The 15,365-nt window shown below is 32.1% G+C and carries 17 protein-coding genes; 5 read left to right on the forward strand and 12 right to left on the reverse strand.

Features of this window, described 5'->3' with window-relative positions; all coding sequences use genetic code 11:
* Window positions 1–69 precede the first annotated feature (69 nt).
* From NAMH_RS05935 to NAMH_RS05945, 3 genes are all read left to right on the forward strand, one after another.
* Window positions 70–1,383 (forward strand): malic enzyme-like NAD(P)-binding protein, encoded by a 1,314-nt coding sequence (locus tag NAMH_RS05935; protein WP_015901906.1) that lies wholly within the window; start codon window positions 70–72, stop codon window positions 1,381–1,383.
* A 319-nt stretch (window positions 1,384–1,702) separates the two neighbouring features.
* Window positions 1,703–2,218: a molybdopterin adenylyltransferase gene (mog, locus tag NAMH_RS05940; protein WP_015902456.1), complete on the forward strand. Its 516-nt coding sequence runs from the start codon at window positions 1,703–1,705 to the stop codon at window positions 2,216–2,218.
* Window positions 2,215–3,009, forward strand: coding sequence for a hypothetical protein (locus tag NAMH_RS05945; protein ID WP_015902642.1), 795 nt, complete (start codon window positions 2,215–2,217; stop codon window positions 3,007–3,009). Before mog ends, NAMH_RS05945 begins: the two co-directional genes overlap by 4 nt.
* On the opposite strand, the gene NAMH_RS05950 is transcribed toward NAMH_RS05945, so the two are convergent.
* Both NAMH_RS05950 and rpiB read right to left on the reverse strand, forming a co-directional pair.
* Entirely contained in the window at window positions 3,001–3,333 is a 333-nt protein-coding gene (locus tag NAMH_RS05950; RefSeq protein ID WP_015902324.1) for a membrane protein, read from the reverse strand. The genes NAMH_RS05945 and NAMH_RS05950 overlap by 9 nt on opposite strands.
* Window positions 3,323–3,751 carry a ribose 5-phosphate isomerase B gene (gene rpiB / locus NAMH_RS05955; RefSeq protein WP_015902110.1) on the reverse strand — a complete coding sequence of 143 codons (429 nt, stop codon included), beginning with the start codon at window positions 3,749–3,751 and terminating at the stop codon, window positions 3,323–3,325. The genes NAMH_RS05950 and rpiB overlap by 11 nt, the downstream gene beginning before the upstream one ends.
* A 49-nt stretch (window positions 3,752–3,800) precedes the next feature.
* On the opposite strand from rpiB, the gene NAMH_RS05960 reads away from it, so the two are divergent.
* Window positions 3,801–4,580, forward strand: coding sequence for a pyridoxine 5'-phosphate synthase (locus NAMH_RS05960; RefSeq protein WP_012663845.1), 780 nt, complete (start codon window positions 3,801–3,803; stop codon window positions 4,578–4,580).
* A 261-nt stretch (window positions 4,581–4,841) separates the two neighbouring features.
* Here NAMH_RS05960 and NAMH_RS05965 read toward each other — a convergent pair whose 3' ends face one another.
* The 7 genes from NAMH_RS05965 to NAMH_RS05995 are packed head-to-tail and all read right to left on the reverse strand — an operon-like array spanning window position 4,842 to window position 11,358.
* Entirely contained in the window at window positions 4,842–6,749 is a 1,908-nt protein-coding gene (locus NAMH_RS05965) for a P-loop NTPase fold protein (protein ID WP_015902344.1), read from the reverse strand.
* A 59-nt stretch (window positions 6,750–6,808) separates the two neighbouring features.
* Window positions 6,809–7,435, reverse strand: a complete 627-nt coding sequence (locus NAMH_RS05970; RefSeq protein WP_015901765.1) for a HesA/MoeB/ThiF family protein — start codon at window positions 7,433–7,435, stop codon at window positions 6,809–6,811.
* Window positions 7,428–8,588, reverse strand: a complete 1,161-nt coding sequence (gene folP, locus NAMH_RS05975) for a dihydropteroate synthase (protein WP_015902504.1) — start codon at window positions 8,586–8,588, stop codon at window positions 7,428–7,430. The genes NAMH_RS05970 and folP overlap by 8 nt, the downstream gene beginning before the upstream one ends.
* The gene (locus NAMH_RS05980; RefSeq protein WP_015902613.1) at window positions 8,585–9,136 is read right to left on the reverse strand and encodes a hypothetical protein; all 552 of its coding nucleotides are present in this window, start codon (window positions 9,134–9,136) and stop codon (window positions 8,585–8,587) included. The genes folP and NAMH_RS05980 overlap by 4 nt, the downstream gene beginning before the upstream one ends.
* Window positions 9,133–9,666, reverse strand: coding sequence for a HobA family DNA replication regulator (locus NAMH_RS05985; RefSeq protein ID WP_012663973.1), 534 nt, complete (start codon window positions 9,664–9,666; stop codon window positions 9,133–9,135). Before NAMH_RS05985 ends, NAMH_RS05980 begins: the two co-directional genes overlap by 4 nt.
* The gene (locus NAMH_RS05990; protein ID WP_015902182.1) at window positions 9,666–10,874 is read right to left on the reverse strand and encodes an aspartate kinase; all 1,209 of its coding nucleotides are present in this window, start codon (window positions 10,872–10,874) and stop codon (window positions 9,666–9,668) included. The genes NAMH_RS05985 and NAMH_RS05990 overlap by 1 nt, the downstream gene beginning before the upstream one ends.
* A 25-nt stretch (window positions 10,875–10,899) precedes the next feature.
* Complete coding sequence (locus tag NAMH_RS05995; RefSeq protein ID WP_015901878.1) at window positions 10,900–11,358, reverse strand: RNA pyrophosphohydrolase; 459 nt, start codon at window positions 11,356–11,358, stop codon at window positions 10,900–10,902.
* Between the two features lie 64 nt (window positions 11,359–11,422).
* Between NAMH_RS05995 and hemW the strand changes: the two genes are divergently transcribed.
* The gene (hemW, locus tag NAMH_RS06000) at window positions 11,423–12,544 is read left to right on the forward strand and encodes a radical SAM family heme chaperone HemW (RefSeq protein ID WP_083757935.1); all 1,122 of its coding nucleotides are present in this window, start codon (window positions 11,423–11,425) and stop codon (window positions 12,542–12,544) included.
* A gap of 47 nt (window positions 12,545–12,591) precedes the next feature.
* On the opposite strand, the gene NAMH_RS06005 is transcribed toward hemW, so the two are convergent.
* From NAMH_RS06005 to NAMH_RS06015, 3 genes are read right to left on the reverse strand one after another with little or no spacing between them, the layout of a single operon-like run.
* Window positions 12,592–13,305 (reverse strand): flagellar basal body L-ring protein FlgH, encoded by a 714-nt coding sequence (locus NAMH_RS06005; protein ID WP_015902205.1) that lies wholly within the window; start codon window positions 13,303–13,305, stop codon window positions 12,592–12,594.
* Window positions 13,306–13,336: 31 nt separating this feature from the next.
* A complete protein-coding gene (gene trpC, locus NAMH_RS06010; RefSeq protein ID WP_012663589.1) occupies window positions 13,337–14,113 on the reverse strand; it encodes an indole-3-glycerol phosphate synthase TrpC in 777 nt (258 codons plus the stop codon).
* A complete protein-coding gene (locus NAMH_RS06015) occupies window positions 14,110–15,351 on the reverse strand; it encodes a tetratricopeptide repeat protein (RefSeq protein ID WP_012663905.1) in 1,242 nt (413 codons plus the stop codon). The genes trpC and NAMH_RS06015 overlap by 4 nt, the downstream gene beginning before the upstream one ends.
* Window positions 15,352–15,365 lie beyond the last annotated feature (14 nt).

Consider the following 15,365-nt stretch of genomic DNA (forward strand, 5'->3'; position numbering starts at 1 on the left):
AAAATATAAAAATTGTAAATATTTGTAACTTTTGAATATAATTGTAACAAAAATATAAAAGGAGACGAAATGTCAAAACCAATGTTTACAAAAGAAGAGGCGTTAGAATATCACGCTAAACCTGTCCCTGGTAAAATTGCAATTGAAGTAACAAAACCAGTAAGAGACAGTAGAGACCTTTCAATTGCTTACTCTCCAGGTGTTGCAGTTCCTTGTCTTGAAATCGACAAAGACGAAAACCTTGCATATGAATATACAAACAAAGCAAATCTTGTAGCTGTTGTATCTGATTCAACTGCAGTACTTGGACTTGGAACTCTTAAACCTGTTGCAGGTAAGCCTGTTATGGAAGGAAAAGCGGTATTATTCAAAAAATTCGCATTTATCGATTCATATGACATTATGTTAAAAGAAAGAGATCCTGAAAAAATCGTTGAAATCGTAGAAGCAATTTCTCCGACATTCGGTGGAATCAACCTTGAAGATATTAAAGCTCCTAAATGTTTCGATATTGAAAAAGACGCTCAGGCAAGATGTGACATTCCTGTATTCCACGACGACCAACACGGTACTGCGATTATTTCATCTGCGGCAATTATCAACTGGTGCAAACTTGAAGGTAAAAAACTTGAAGACTTAAGAGTTGTTGTAATCGGTGCGGGTGCTGCAGGTCTTGCTGCTGCTGAAATGTACAAAGCTCTTGGAATTAAAAATATGGTACTAACTGACAGTAGAGGTCCTGTTACTACAAAAAGAGACGACTTAAACAAATATAAACAACCATGGGCTATCGATGAAGATCTTGAAACTTTAGCTGACGCACTAAAAGGTGCCGATGTTGTAGTTGGTAACTCAGTAGCTGATTGTATCACTCAGGAAATGGTTAAAACTCTTGCTCCAAACGCATTACTTTTAACTCTTGCAAACCCGGATCCGGAAATCAAACCAGAACTTGCTCTTGAAGTAAGACCAGATCTTTACATCGGTACAGGTAGAAGTGATTACCCTAACCAAGTTAACAACGTTTTAGGATTCCCGTTCATCTTTAGAGGTGCGCTTGATACTCACGCAAAAGCTGTAAATATGGAAATGAAAATCGCAGCTGCAAAAGCACTTGCTGACCTTGCTGAAAAACCGGTTCCTCAATACGTAAAAGACGCTTACAACGGAGCGGATCTAAAATTCGGTAAAGACTACATCCTTCCAAAACCGTTCGACAGAAGAGTTTTCGTAGACGAATCTGTTGCAGTTGCAAGAGCTGCACTTGAGAGCGGTGTTGCAAGAATCAAAGTTGACAACATCGACAAATGGGTAGAAGGATACAAACAACACCTTATCAACATGCTTAAAGAAAAAGAAGGAATCGATTACGAAGCTAAATAATCCTTTTTCCTCTTTTTCAACTTTTTCATTTTTCACCTTAAACATAGTGACAGACACTAATAATGCTCAAATACACTTTTATTTTGCTTTTTCCTGCCAATTGCGATAACAAACTGTCATTAAAAATTTGATAAACGGTTATAATTTATTCATTATTTAATCATTGGTATTGGCTTTATACAAAAGTTTTAATATTGACACTTGGGGTCTGTTTATATATTGTTTATTCTTTTTGTTTTCATTGTTTTTACAATGCGTTGTTAAAAACAAAATTTTAATATTTTTTTTGTTATTGGTATAATTAGCAAAAAGGGAATATATGGTCAAAATAGCTGTAGTTACAATGAGCGACAGAGCAAGTGCCGGAATATATGAAGACAAAAGCGGCAAAGAAATAGAAAAATTCTTAAATGAAAATATTACAAATAAATTCGAAATTGTTTACAAACTGATACCTGATGATTATGACACAATCGTAAACACTTTAAAAGAAATGGTTGATCAAAACTGCTCTTTAATACTTACAACGGGCGGAACAGGCCCCGCACCAAGAGACGTAACGCCTGAAGCCACAAAAGAAGTGATTGAAAAAGAGCTTCCGGGATTCGGAGAGCTTATGAGAATGCACTCGTTAAAATACGTTCCGACTTCAATACTCGCAAGAGGAACGGCGGGAGTTGTTAAAAACAGTTTTATTTTAAACCTCCCGGGCTCACCTAAAGCCATAAAAGAAAATCTTGAAGCGGTCTGGGCTGCTATTCCATACGCAATAGATTTAATCGGCGGAGCATTTATTGAAAGCCCAAGCGCATTCAGGCCTAAGAAGAAAAAATGAAAAACCCGTTTCAAAATCTGAAATTTGATAAAAACGCCTTAATTCTATCGTTGTTTGCCATTATTGTAGTGATAAGCGTCCCGTTATACGACAAAATAACAAACAAATACTTAAACGAATCACTCAAACAAGCGGCAATAACATATGCGGTAACAAGAAGTATAAACGCAGCAGTTTCCGTCATACAGGAGAGTTCTTTAACAATAGGTGTCGGAGTTGAAGGAAACCTTGCATTAGGTCAGGCGCTTGATCCTATAAATGATGCGACTGAGAGATTTTCAGACCTTTTAACTTTTTCTTTATGGTCGCTCGGAAGCGAAAAAATCATATATGAACTTTCAAAACTGCCTGCATTCACGATAATCATAATAGTTTTGGCTCTTATTAATATTTTTTATAATTCAAAACTATTAAAAAACATTCTTTTGATTTTAATCGTTTTAAGAATATTTATGCCCTTTAGCGCAGCTGTTTCATACTATTTCAACAAATACTATTTCGCACCGAATATAAACGCCTCAGTTCAAAAATTAAAACCTTACACAAAGCAGATAGAAAAACCTCAAATTAAAGAAGAAAGTTTCTGGAGTAAATTTTCAAATACGATTGAAAGTACTAAAAATTCTTTGGCTCAGATTCAAGAAGACGCTAAATATTATATTTCTCACGCAGCTGATATTATCAACGCTTTGATTTCTTTAGCTTCATTATATCTTGCGCAGTTTTTGTTAAATGTAATTTTATTACCGCTGTTTTTAATATATTTAATCAAAAATTTTAAATTAGAGTAGAGCTTCGATTTTGTTTTCAAGCTCTCTGATTTTTCTTTTAAGCTGCTCGTTTTCGGTTCTCATTTGAGCATTTCTGCTTTTTACTGATTTAAGATCGTTTTTAAGCTTTGTAACTTCATCATCCAAAAGCTCTAAGTTACCTAAAGATCTTTGAAGCTGTATTTGGTATTTTTTAATTAATATTTCAGCATCAAGCAAATTACTTTTAAGCTGTTTTCTTCTCTCTTCGGCTTTTTCCCATAAATGTTTATAATAAAACATCCTAAAAGTCAAAAAAAGAATAACAACGATAACCGTTGTTAAAAAAATCCAGTTAAATATCAATTTTTTCTACCCTTCTTTGGTGTCTTCCGCCTTCAAACTCCGTATCAAGCCATGCGTCAAGTATTGATTCAACCACTCCAAGACCCACTATTCTCGCACCGAAACATAAAATATTCGCATTATTGTGCAGTCTTGCCATTTTTGCCGTATAGTGATCATGACAAAGAGCTGCACGGATACCTTTATGCTTATTAGCAGCAAGACTCATTCCAATTCCGCTACCGCAAATCAATATTCCCATTGTTCCAGGGTTTGCCAATACTGCTTCAGCTACTTTATGAGCATAATCGGGATAATCGACACTGTCCGTAGAATAAGTCCCCAAATCTTCTACTTCTATTCCCTTTTTTTGTAAATACTCTATTACGAAAGGTTTTATTTCATAACCAGCGTGATCGGTTCCGATAAAATACTTCATTTATTTCCTTTTTGATAAAATTATAACAAATTTTAAAAAAGGATATTTTATGAAACTCGGAGTAAACATAGATCATATTGCTACAATCAGAAACGCAAGACAGATTAACGAGCCCGATCCTTTAATGGCACTTCAGATTTTAAAAGAGGCCGGAGCAGACCAGGTCACAATACATCTTAGGGAAGACAGACGCCACATTACAGACTTTGACGCTGGGAGAATCTGTCAAAACAGTTTCCTTCCCGTAAATATGGAATGCTCAATAAATCCCGAAATCATTGATATAATCTGTAGCCTAAAACCGCATCGTGCCACTCTTGTTCCGGAAAAAAGAGAAGAAGTAACAACCGAAGGAGGACTTGATATTATCAAGTTCGAAAAAGAAATAAAAAACGCAATTGAAAAACTACACAATAACGATATTGAAGTTTCTCTTTTTATCGATCCCGATTTTGAACAGATAACCAAATCTGCCGAAGTCGGTGCCGAAATGATAGAGCTCCATACAGGAAAATACGCAAATTTACATTTAGCACTCAATACAAATATAAACAGCACTCCATTTAAAGTTTTTGAAAACATGGACAGAAAAACACTGAAAAAAGAGCTTGAACTTGAACTAAAACTGCTTAAAGACGCAACAATACTCGGAAACGAACTCGGGCTTGAAGTAGCAGCAGGTCATGGGCTTAATTACCAAAACGTAAAACCGGTAGCCGATATAGAAGGCATAGTAGAGCTTAACATCGGGCACAGTATCATTGCAAATTCCGTATTTTTAGGACTTAAACAGGCGATTATTCAAATGAGAGAACTGATTAATGGATAGTATTGAAATCAGCGCAATACAAATTGTACTGTTTCTATTTTTTTCATCTCTTTTCGATCCTCTGATAAGACAAAAAATTGGAGAATGGTTTTAGCAAATATTCAAATCACCCTAACTTTTTCCTCAGCTTTTTAAATTTCAACTGTTCGTAAATCCCGAACAGTAGGTTTTTTTCAGAATTTTATTAAGAATTTTTTTGGTAAGTTTTTATGCTCTTCAAGTAGCTCAGAAGGTTTTTGAAGATAGAGGTAGGAAAAGAGGTTATGAGATTTCATTTTTACATTTTTCTAATTTTTCAATAGCATTTCTTATATTTTCTAATAATGTTTTAAATGCTAATTGTTTAAAATTAATTAATTTAGTTATATTATGTTCTGTAATTTTGTCTTGAAAATTTCTTAAAAAAGATAATTCTTTTAAATAATATTTACATAGATTTTTATCTAAATAATTAGAAATATATCTTTTATATATTATATGATTTAAAAGAAATAAAGAATTTGATGGTAATTTTATTAAACTATCAATTTGATTTTCACTAAAAAGGTCAAAAAAAGAATCGCTTTCATATTTTTTTAAGACTTGAAAAACTTTTTCTTTTTTATTTTCCTTTAAATTTAATACAATATTTTCTAAGTCTTTTATTTTTTGCTTATTTTTTTTATTTCGTTCAATTTCATTTATTTCATTTATAAATATGTCAATTATTTTATCAAAAAGCTCACTGTTTTCAGATAAATAACCTAAACCAGTTGGATTATTCCAAATATCAAATTTTTTTTCTGTCCAATAATTGTTTTTTTTAAATTTTTCAATACATTTATATATTTGTTTTATTATATATTTTTCATTAATATCATTAATAATTTCATTTTCCATAAAAAATATAATAATACCAATAACATGTAAAAATATATAAAAATTTTCAAATTTAATATCACAATTAAAAAACTGTTTTTTTATTTTTGATAATAAATTATCAAACTCTTCTTCATCTAATTCCCAATAATGCCACAATTTAACCCAATCAGGTTTTGATTCACTTTTAAAAAAAACCGTATTCTCAACATATTTATTTAATTCCAAATTATTTAAATAACCTTCTTTTAAAAATTTTTTCCAAAATGAAATCCCAAAAAGAATACCAAAAGAAATATTTAACTTTTTCTGAAAAATAGATCTATTTTCCTCGCCTTCTTTATAAAAACCACTTTCAATTTTTTGCAATTCTTCTAAAGAATTGCTTTTCTTATAGTACATTACAAAAGCAAAAAAATGTAAAATTAAAACTTTCATAAATTCTTCATTATCTAAATATTTTTTAGATATATTATTTGCAAACAATTCAAACTCAACAAAAGTTTGTTGTAAAATCCTTAAATTATTAATTTTTAATTTATTAAAAATATCTTTAATTAATAAATGATATTTTTTTAAAAATTTTTTATTATTTTCACCTTCCACTATCTCTATAAATGAAAAATATACTTCTTTAAAATCAAAACTAATTTCAAACTCTTTACCTATAACTTTTTCTTTAAATTTATTATAGATTTTTTTATCTTCAATTTCTTCTTCATTACATAACAATATCACTTTTAAATCTTTTTGTTCTACAAAATCATTAATTAAAGCTAAAGACTGTTTTGTGTCAATTAAACTTCTTTCTAAATCATCAAATACAAATACAATTTTATTTTTATTAATAATTTCATCATTTTTGTTAGTTTTTTTCCATGAGAAAATATTTTTAATTAGAACATTTTCATCAATTTTTATATCAACATATTTTTCGAGTTCTTGTTTAAACACTTTATCTAATGAAATTAGATTTTCTAAATCAACTCTCAAACCAAATTTAATTGCCCCTTGTGCAACTGCAGAAAAAAACTTCATTTGTTTAGATGACAAAATTGGATGAAATGCTTCAAAAATTTTTTCACTTACTTCATCAATATTTGATAATCCAAAAAGAGAAACATAAATAAATTTAATTTCTTTTTTTTTGTTTTCAATAAAATTTTTTATAAAAAATGTTTTACCTGATCCCCATTTTCCTTTAATTAATACAGCAAAATTTAATGAATTTTCGTAATTACAATATTGCAATAAATAATTTTCAATATTTTGATTATAATTTTTATCACACACATCAAACTCCTTTTCCATCCTTCTCCCGCATCTTATTATTCACCATAATTCAACTATCAAATATCATATTTTTCACATTAAAACCTAAACTTCTTAATATCCAAATCTTCCCTGAAATCAATATAATATAATATTTCATCCTGTTGATTTATCAATGTTTTAAGTCCGAGCATTGAAGATAATGATCCGATTAGGTTAACCATCGGAGGAAGCTGACCTTTGACTTCATGTTTTTTGGTGGCGAATATTTCAAAAGAAGTGGTTTTAAACACACCAACCTGTCCGTGCCACTCTTCCACGCTTGCGTATATCCAGGGAATGTCTCTTTTTTTAGAAAAAAGATCTATTTTTTTTCTCACTTCAAAATTATCCGTTGCGTCAAATATGACATCCACATTCAAATCCATATTTTCATCAAAATATCCGTGTATAACTTCCACTTCAGTACCGCATCTGCCAATTCTTTCGGCAAGGACATCAGCCTTTTTCTTTCCTACATCATCTCTTCTAAACTGAAACTGTCTGTGTATATTATGAATTTCAATTTCGTCGTAATCTACAAGATATATCTTTTCAAGTCCTATACATCCGAGCGTAGTGGCGATAATGTTTCCAAGTCCTCCGCATCCGACAATAAGTACTTTTTTTTGGGAGAGTAAAAGCTGATTGTTTTCTCCGAGTACTTCTATCTGTCTTCTATACATCAAAATCCCTAATCGCTTCAAATACTTTTAAAGCCTGAAAATGCTCTTTTACATCATGGCATCTGACTATGCTCGCACCGTTTCTCACAGCTTCGGTATGAATAATCAACGTACCCGGAAGCCTCTGTGCGGGAGTGGTTGTGAGACCTTCTTTTTGCATTATCATATCTATCATGCTTTTTCTGCTTGCACCTATTAAAAGTTCGTATCCGAAATGCAGGAAATGCTCCATATGCTTAATCAAAGCTATATTGTCTTCAAGTCTTTTACCAAACCCTATCCCCACATCCAAAACTATATCTTTTATTCCAAAACTTTTTGCTTTTTCTATTCTTCTTTGAAAAAATTCATCCACCTCTAAAATCACGTTCTCATAAAAAGGGTTTTTCTGCATATCTTTAGGATTTCCTTTTTTATGCATGATTATTACACTCGCACCGTATTTGGCTGCTACTTTTGCATATTCGTCACTTTCAAGGCCCGTGATGTCGTTTGCTATTTTGAATCCCCTCTCAAGCGCATATTCAAGCACTTCCGCTTCAAATGTATCGATACTGAAAACCGCTTTTTCATAAAGTTTGGAATTGTATATTTCATCAATTATCGGTTTTACTCTTTTCAGTTCTTCTTCAACACCGGGATACACGCTTCCCGGTCTGCTCGAAACTCCTCCGATATCTATTATTTTTGCTCCGTCGTTGATCATATTTTCTATTTCTCTTACTGCATTAGAGCCTTTAAATCTGCTGCCTTCAAAAAAAGAGTCTTCATTTGCGTTAATCACACCCATAATTTTAAGCGGAAATTTAGGTAAATCAATAAATTCTTTAAGCTCTTTGGCTAATATTTTCAGTTTAAAAGGCTGGGCAAGCTCTTTTTTCACAAGGAGTTCAAGCTGTTTTTTATTACACATAAGCACCGCGTCAAAACTGTTGTTTTTACAGTTAGGAACCCCCATAGGTACGGCAAGTTCAGCACCTATACTTAATGCGTCCTGTTTTAAAATATTAGCGGCGCCGCAGTTCATGTCTTTTATATAAAACAAAAATTCGCTTTTTTTCTTTTTCATTATTTCAATGCCGGGCTTATCGACTCCTATTTTGAGTAATAATTTAGATAAATCAATGTCACAGTTAAGTTTATAAACTTTCAAATTCTCTCCTTCAGGCTCATCATTATAAGAGCAAGTACCGCTTTTTTATCTATATTTAATTCTATCATTTTTATTGCGTTGCTTAAAATTTCCATCTGTTCTTCATTAAGATCTTTACTTTTCATTATTTTATATATTAATGCTTTAATTTCATTTACGTCCAAATCCTCTTTTAAAAGATCTAAAATTTTATCATTGGTTATTGAGGAGATGTCTATATCGCTTTCGTTGAGGGTGTTGTATATTTTCTTTTCCAATATAAGACGGGATTTTATCGTATCAAGCAGTGCGTATTTGGATTTGGCAAGCAATATAAAATCAATATTTTTAGGTGGTTCTTCAAGAAGTTTAAGTAGAGCGTTTTGTGATACAACCGAATATTTTTCGGCTGCAATCAGAATTGTTTTTTTGTTTTTTTCCGCAATATACGCAAATTCTCTTATTTTCTGGACATCTTCAACTTTAAGTTCATCGGCTAACACTTTTTCATCCGGTTTTAATTCGTTAATAACTTTTTCAAAATCATCCGTTATTATGATTTTGCTCAAATTTCAACCTCTCCGAATATTGCGGCTTTGAGCGTTTCGTTTAGAATGTCCGCCAAATCAAGAAGCTTTTTATCCAAATTTTCATCAAGAGACTTTAAAAAGAAGTTTTTATGCAAATCCATATCCATTATCCAAAAAAATGAATTAGGCTTATTTCTTGCAAATCTGAGTTTCGGCGTTTCCACTCCGATATACCAGAAAATATAATTATCACTGAAACTGATTGAAAGCATATCCTCTATCATTTCATAATGTTCGTCCGTTCTTGCATGTTCAAGCTGGGGAACCAGCTTTTGTAAATCGTATATAGGAATAAAAGAAGGTTTGAAATCCTGAAAGTTATTGATTTTATTGATTATATAATCGCTAAACCACTTTCTTTTATAATCGGTAATTAAAAGAACACTTTTCCCCTCAATAACATTAGAAATAAAATCGCTGACAAGAGGCACCCATTCAAGCCTCTTTTCTTCCATCCATTTAATGTTTTTATCTCTAATCAGTTTGAGAGTGAAATGATTTATATCCATTATTTATCCAATTGATAAGCTTTATGTAAGGCTCTTACAGCCAACTCTCCGTATTTTTCATCGATAACCATAGAAATTTTGATCTCGCTCGTACTGATCATAAGAATATTGATATTTTCATCCGCTAATGTTTTAAATGCAGTCGCGGCAACACCGCTGTGAGATTTCATTCCCACACCGACCACACTTACTTTTGCAATTGAATCATCATATTCTATTGATTCCGATTTGTTTTCATATTCTTTAAGAACTTCTTTTGTAAGTTCAAGCTCCGTTTGAGGTACTGTAAATGTAAGGTTTGCTTTGTTGTCTTTACCTACGTTTTGTACAATCATATCAACGTTTATGTTTTTATCTGCAAGTTTTCCGAATATTTCGGCACTGATTCCCGGTCTGTCTTCAACTCCGAATATACTTACCCTTGCCTGGTTTTTATCAAGTGCAATACCGCTAACTAAAACTTTTTCCATATCAGGTGTCTCCTTTGTAATTAATGTTCCTTTTATTTCCGGTTTGAATGATGATTTAACTTCAATATCAACGTTTAATTTTTTCGCAAGTTCAACTGAACGGCTTTGCATTACTTTAGCCCCGAGACTTGCAAGTTCAAGCATTTCGTCATAACTTATCATATCTATTTTTTTTGCTTTCGGCTCAATTCTCGGATCCGTAGTATAAATCCCGTCAACATCCGTATAAATTTCGCATTTATCGGCATTAAGTGCACCAGCAATCGCAACAGCCGTTAAATCGCTTCCGCCACGTCCTAACGTAGTAACGTCACCGTTTTCATTGATTCCCTGAAATCCTGCGATAATAACTATTTTCCCCTCATCGAGATGCTTTTTCATTTTTGAAGGGTCTATATCCATGATTCTGGCTTTAGTGTGATCGCTTGTGGTTTTAATTCCGGCCTGTCTTCCGGTAAGAGCAATAGCGTCTTTACCCATTGCCTGAAGTGCAATGCTTAAAAGCGCACTTGTAACCCTCTCTCCGCTACTTACAAGTAAATCAACTTCTCTTTGTGGAGGTGTTTTTGTGAAATGATTGGCAAAATCCAACAGCTTATTAGTCTCACCCGCCATCGCAGACACAACTACTACTACCTGATTACCCTCATCCGCATATTTTTTAACTATATTTGCAACGTTTTGAATTCTATCCAAATCTCCAACGCTCGTTCCTCCGAATTTCTGAACTACTAACATCTATCTACTTCCTTTTCTTTATTCTTTATAAAAATCCCTGTCTTTTAAAATAATCAAGCACTATTTTATATACCGGTCTTTTAAAAGATTTAACGTATTCGAAAATTTCATCAAGACTTACAAATTTATAATCTTCAAACTCCGGTACTTCAGTGTTTAAATCTATTTTTGCGTTCGGTTTTAATTTAACTAAAAAATATTTTTGTTTCTGCCCGTCAAACGGATACATTTTTTTTGCGATTCTTTTTGGAAAATCATATTTCTGCCATTCAGGCATTTCAGCCAAAACTTCTACCTCATCAGTACCTATTTCTTCTTTTAATTCCCTTAAAAGTGCTTCTCTTTCGCTCTCCCCTTCGTCAATTCCTCCCTGTGGAAACTGCCACGCGTCAACATCGTTTCGTTTGGCGATTAAAATCTCCACTTTTTCCGGATATTTTGAAGACAAAACAACTGCAGCTACATTCGGCCTATATTTTTTCAAAACATCACCTTTTTTTAGTAAAATTATAACGAATTAATTGAGAATGGAGAATGGAGAATGAAGAATGTATAAGAAAAAAAACAAAAGTGTGCAAAATAATTCTCAATTCTCAACTCTCAATTCTCAACTGCTCTATATCCACATCCCTTTTTGCGACAGTAAATGCAACTATTGCGCTTTTAATTCTTACACAAACATCAACCATCTTAAAAAAAAGTATTTTGATGCAGTCAAAAAGCAGTTTTTGCACGAAATAGACACTAATACCGAGTTTGAAACGGTATTTATCGGAGGCGGCACTCCCTCAACAATGAGTGTAGATTTTTACGAAAAACTTTTTAAGTTAATTTCACCGAATATAAAAAACGCAAAAGAGATAACCATAGAGTGTAATCCTAATACGTCATACGAATGGTTAAAGGAAATAAAGAATTTAGGAATTAACAGAATAAGTTTCGGTGTACAGACCTTTAATGAGGAAAAATTAAAATTTTTAAACAGAAACCATTCACCCACACAAGCCGTAAAAGCTATAGAAAACGCAAAAAAAGCAGGCTTTGAAAACATTAATCTCGATTTGATTTACTCAACGGCTCTTGATACAAAAAAATTGCTTACAAAAGATCTAAATACCGCCTTTAGCTTACCTGTTACACACATAAGCGCATACTCTTTGACTATTGAGGAAAACACCAAATGGGAGAATGATTTTTCAAAACGCAAATACGATGAAGAGCTTGAAATATGGTTTATAGAAAAAATAAAAGAAAAATTCTCCCAATACGAAATATCCAACTTCGGAAAACCATGCCTGCATAATCTCGGATATTGGATGGGAAAAGAGTATTTCGGCATAGGCTCAGGAGCGGTGGGATTTAAGAAATGGAGAATGGAAAATGGAGAATGGAAAATTGAAAGATATTACACTCAAAACAGTGTTTATGAATATCTCAAACATCCTACAAAATACAAATATGAATACTTATCCGATGAAGATATAAAAAAAGAAAAAGTTTTTTTGGGACTCCGTTCAATTGTAGGTTTTGACGAAAGCATATTAAATAAAGAAGAACAAAAAAGGGTAGAGATTTTAATCTCGGAAAACAAACTCTTCAAAAAAGAGAATAAAATTTATTCTTATGATTTTTTACTTGCCGACGCCATAACGTCATATATATTAAGTTAAATTAACCAGCCACTTTTCACTATTCTTTTTACACTTTTAACTAAATTTTACCAAGGTGCAATGGCACTCCAAAATTTTGCAAACCAGTTTTGTTCAGTATATCTTTTAATATCACCCTCTGTTTTATAGGCGATTTTGGCATCCGCTATGTACTTACTGTCAATCGTATTATCCGCGGCAATATCCTGAGGTCTTATAACACCGCTGATTTGGATTAGCTGTTTTTGGCCGTCTACATAAATTTCACGAGTTCCCATAATAAAATAATTTCCATTTTTCAGTACTTTGACTATTCTTGCACTGATTGTTGTCTGGAATGTTTCGTTTCTCTGCTGAGTTCCGCTTCCCTGAAAAGATCTGTTTGAATTCATAGAAGGAAAATTCAAACTAAGCCCCGTTTTTCCGAACGTATGGTCTTTACCGTTAATACTGACTCCTCCGCTAACCGTAGCATCGAAAAGCCCGCCGTTGTCCGCATTTGTTTCACTCAGTTTTTTACTCGCCTGAGTTGACTGTTTTACTTCTTCGGTAATAATTACGGTTACTATATCATTTACTTTCATAGCTTTTGTATCTGAAAAAAGATTGTCACCGTTTGTAAATAATGAACCCGGATTATTCTGAGGAAAATCATTATCCTGACTCGGCATTTGTTCCACATATTTAGGCGGTTTCATATTTATAGTCGGATCCATAGAGTGAGATGCACATCCTGTGAAAAACAGCACAAGCAAACTGCCAAAAATTATATATTTTTTCATAAAATCCCTTTTTTTAAAAAAAGAGCAAAAACTATTCCGTTTTACCCTTTAATGTTAAAACGGCTTTTTTAATATTATCCTGCCTCATAAAATGCTCGCCCACCAAATACGCGTCGACTCCGTTACGGGAGAGTTTTTTAACAGTTTCAAAGTCATTGATACCGCTTTCAGCTACTACAATCACATTTTTTGGAAGTTTTGGAATCAGTTTCTTACTTAAATCCATATCCATTTCAAAAGTCTCAAGATTTCTGTGATTAAATCCTATAATATCGGCACCGACTTCAAGGCCTTTTTGTAAATCTTCTTCGTCGTGAATTTCAAAAAGTACTTCAAGACCTGTGTTTTTCGCAAAATCATATAGTCTTTTAAGTGTAGAAACATCAAGAGCTTTAGCAATAAGCAAAATAAAATCGGCCCCCGCCGCATAAGCTTCGGCTATTTGAAATTCGTCAATTATAAAATCTTTTCTTAAAAGCGGAATCGGACTGAATTTATTAATCTCTTTTAAATATTCCAGACTCCCCTGAAAAAAATGCGGCTCCGTTAATATACTCATTGCATCCGCAACTTCTATATATTCTTTTGCGATTTCAACAGGATTGAAGTCTTCTTTGATGATTCCTTTTGAAGGACTTGCTTTTTTAACTTCGGCTATTATTCTGTACGGATTATCCGGTGTGGCTTTTAGGGCTTTTTTCACATCCCTGAAATCTCTTTTTTGAGCTAAAAATTTATTAAAATCATTACTATTTTTTCTATTATCCAAATCTTTTTTTGTTTGAGCGATGATCTTATCAAGTATCATTTTTTCCCTTTTTTAGATTTTATCTTTTTAATACACTCTTTTATTTTTCTTTTGTGATACAAAATTTCTTTGTCTTTTAATTTAATATATTTTATTATGTTCCAAGCTTCTTTACATTTACCGAGTTTATAATACCCCCAAGCAAGAGAATCAATATATTCTTCATTGTCAGGTTTTAATTCTACGGCTTTTTGTACATATTTCAAACCTTCTTTAATATTTATACCTTTATCAATCAATATATAACCCAAAAAATTATACAAATAAGCACTCGGATAAAATTTTAAAAGATATTTTAATTTCGGAACAATTTCTTTTGCCGTTTTTTTAGTTGGTTCCGATTCGTATCTATAAGTACAGTATTTCAACAAATAAGGTAGTTTCGCAGTTTTTTCATAAAGTTTGTAAGCATAAAAAGCCGCTTTTTTATAATCTTTTTTTGTTTCATATACAATAAGTTTGTATTCGTCCCCTAAATTATTATTGTCTATTAGTTTAAGCGCTCTATCAAATTCTCCGTTATCTAAATAAATCCTAAGTGCAAACATCAAATATTTTTGATCAAATTTACCCATCTTCTCATATATGGTAGCCAAATTGTCATAATCATAAGTTTGTTTGTAAATTATCGCAAGTCTTAGACATATGTCAAATTCACATCCGTACATATCAAGATGGGTTCTTAAATATGCAAGGGCTTCATTATATTTTTTAATTTTTATTAAAATATCTACCAACTGAAGTAATGTCTGTTTGTCATGATTCAAAGCATACAGAGATTTTAAATAATCAGCGGCTTTTTTATAATTTCTCTCTTTTAAATAAATAAACGCCATCATTCTGTAAAAAAATTCATCTTTTTTATTAAGTTTTGTCAACAGTTCTTCTTTGGCTTCTTTTGTTTTTTTAAGTTCAAGCAGACTTAAAATTTTGTACATAAAAATTTTTTTATCGAATCTGTCTTCTAAAAACTCGTCGCTTAATTTTATAACATCATTATATTTCTTCTGATAAAAAAGATCTTCTATCAGTTTTTCAAAATAAACAGGTTTTTTAGTTTTGTCATATAAAAATTTATACATATCCGCTGCTGCCGTTAAATTATTCTCGTCTTCATACATTAGAGCTTTTATAATATAATCGTCTTCGTTAGGAATTACTTTTTTACCGACAGGAGGGGTTTTAACACTACACCCGGTTATAAACAGTATCAAAAATAAAACTGCTAATTTTCCCATATTTGTTCTCAATT

The organism is Nautilia profundicola AmH, from assembly GCF_000021725.1.
GTDB lineage: Bacteria > Campylobacterota > Campylobacteria > Campylobacterales > Nautiliaceae > Nautilia > Nautilia profundicola.

Coding starts and splice junctions, on each gene's coding strand:
- NAMH_RS05935 (WP_015901906.1), top strand. CDS start 70: ATGTCAAAACCAATGTTTACAAAAGAAGAGGCGTTAGAATATCACGCT.
- mog (WP_015902456.1), top strand. CDS start 1,703: ATGGTCAAAATAGCTGTAGTTACAATGAGCGACAGAGCAAGTGCCGGA.
- NAMH_RS05945 (WP_015902642.1), top strand. CDS start 2,215: ATGAAAAACCCGTTTCAAAATCTGAAATTTGATAAAAACGCCTTAATT.
- rpiB (WP_015902110.1), bottom strand. CDS start 3,751: ATGAAGTATTTTATCGGAACCGATCACGCTGGTTATGAAATAAAACCT.
- NAMH_RS05960 (WP_012663845.1), top strand. CDS start 3,801: ATGAAACTCGGAGTAAACATAGATCATATTGCTACAATCAGAAACGCA.
- NAMH_RS05965 (WP_015902344.1), bottom strand. CDS start 6,749: ATGGAAAAGGAGTTTGATGTGTGTGATAAAAATTATAATCAAAATATT.
- NAMH_RS05970 (WP_015901765.1), bottom strand. CDS start 7,435: ATGTATAGAAGACAGATAGAAGTACTCGGAGAAAACAATCAGCTTTTA.
- NAMH_RS05985 (WP_012663973.1), bottom strand. CDS start 9,666: ATGGATATAAATCATTTCACTCTCAAACTGATTAGAGATAAAAACATT.
- NAMH_RS05990 (WP_015902182.1), bottom strand. CDS start 10,874: ATGTTAGTAGTTCAGAAATTCGGAGGAACGAGCGTTGGAGATTTGGAT.
- hemW (WP_083757935.1), top strand. CDS start 11,423: ATGTATAAGAAAAAAAACAAAAGTGTGCAAAATAATTCTCAATTCTCA.
- NAMH_RS06005 (WP_015902205.1), bottom strand. CDS start 13,305: ATGAAAAAATATATAATTTTTGGCAGTTTGCTTGTGCTGTTTTTCACA.
- trpC (WP_012663589.1), bottom strand. CDS start 14,113: ATGATACTTGATAAGATCATCGCTCAAACAAAAAAAGATTTGGATAAT.
- NAMH_RS06015 (WP_012663905.1), bottom strand. CDS start 15,351: ATGGGAAAATTAGCAGTTTTATTTTTGATACTGTTTATAACCGGGTGT.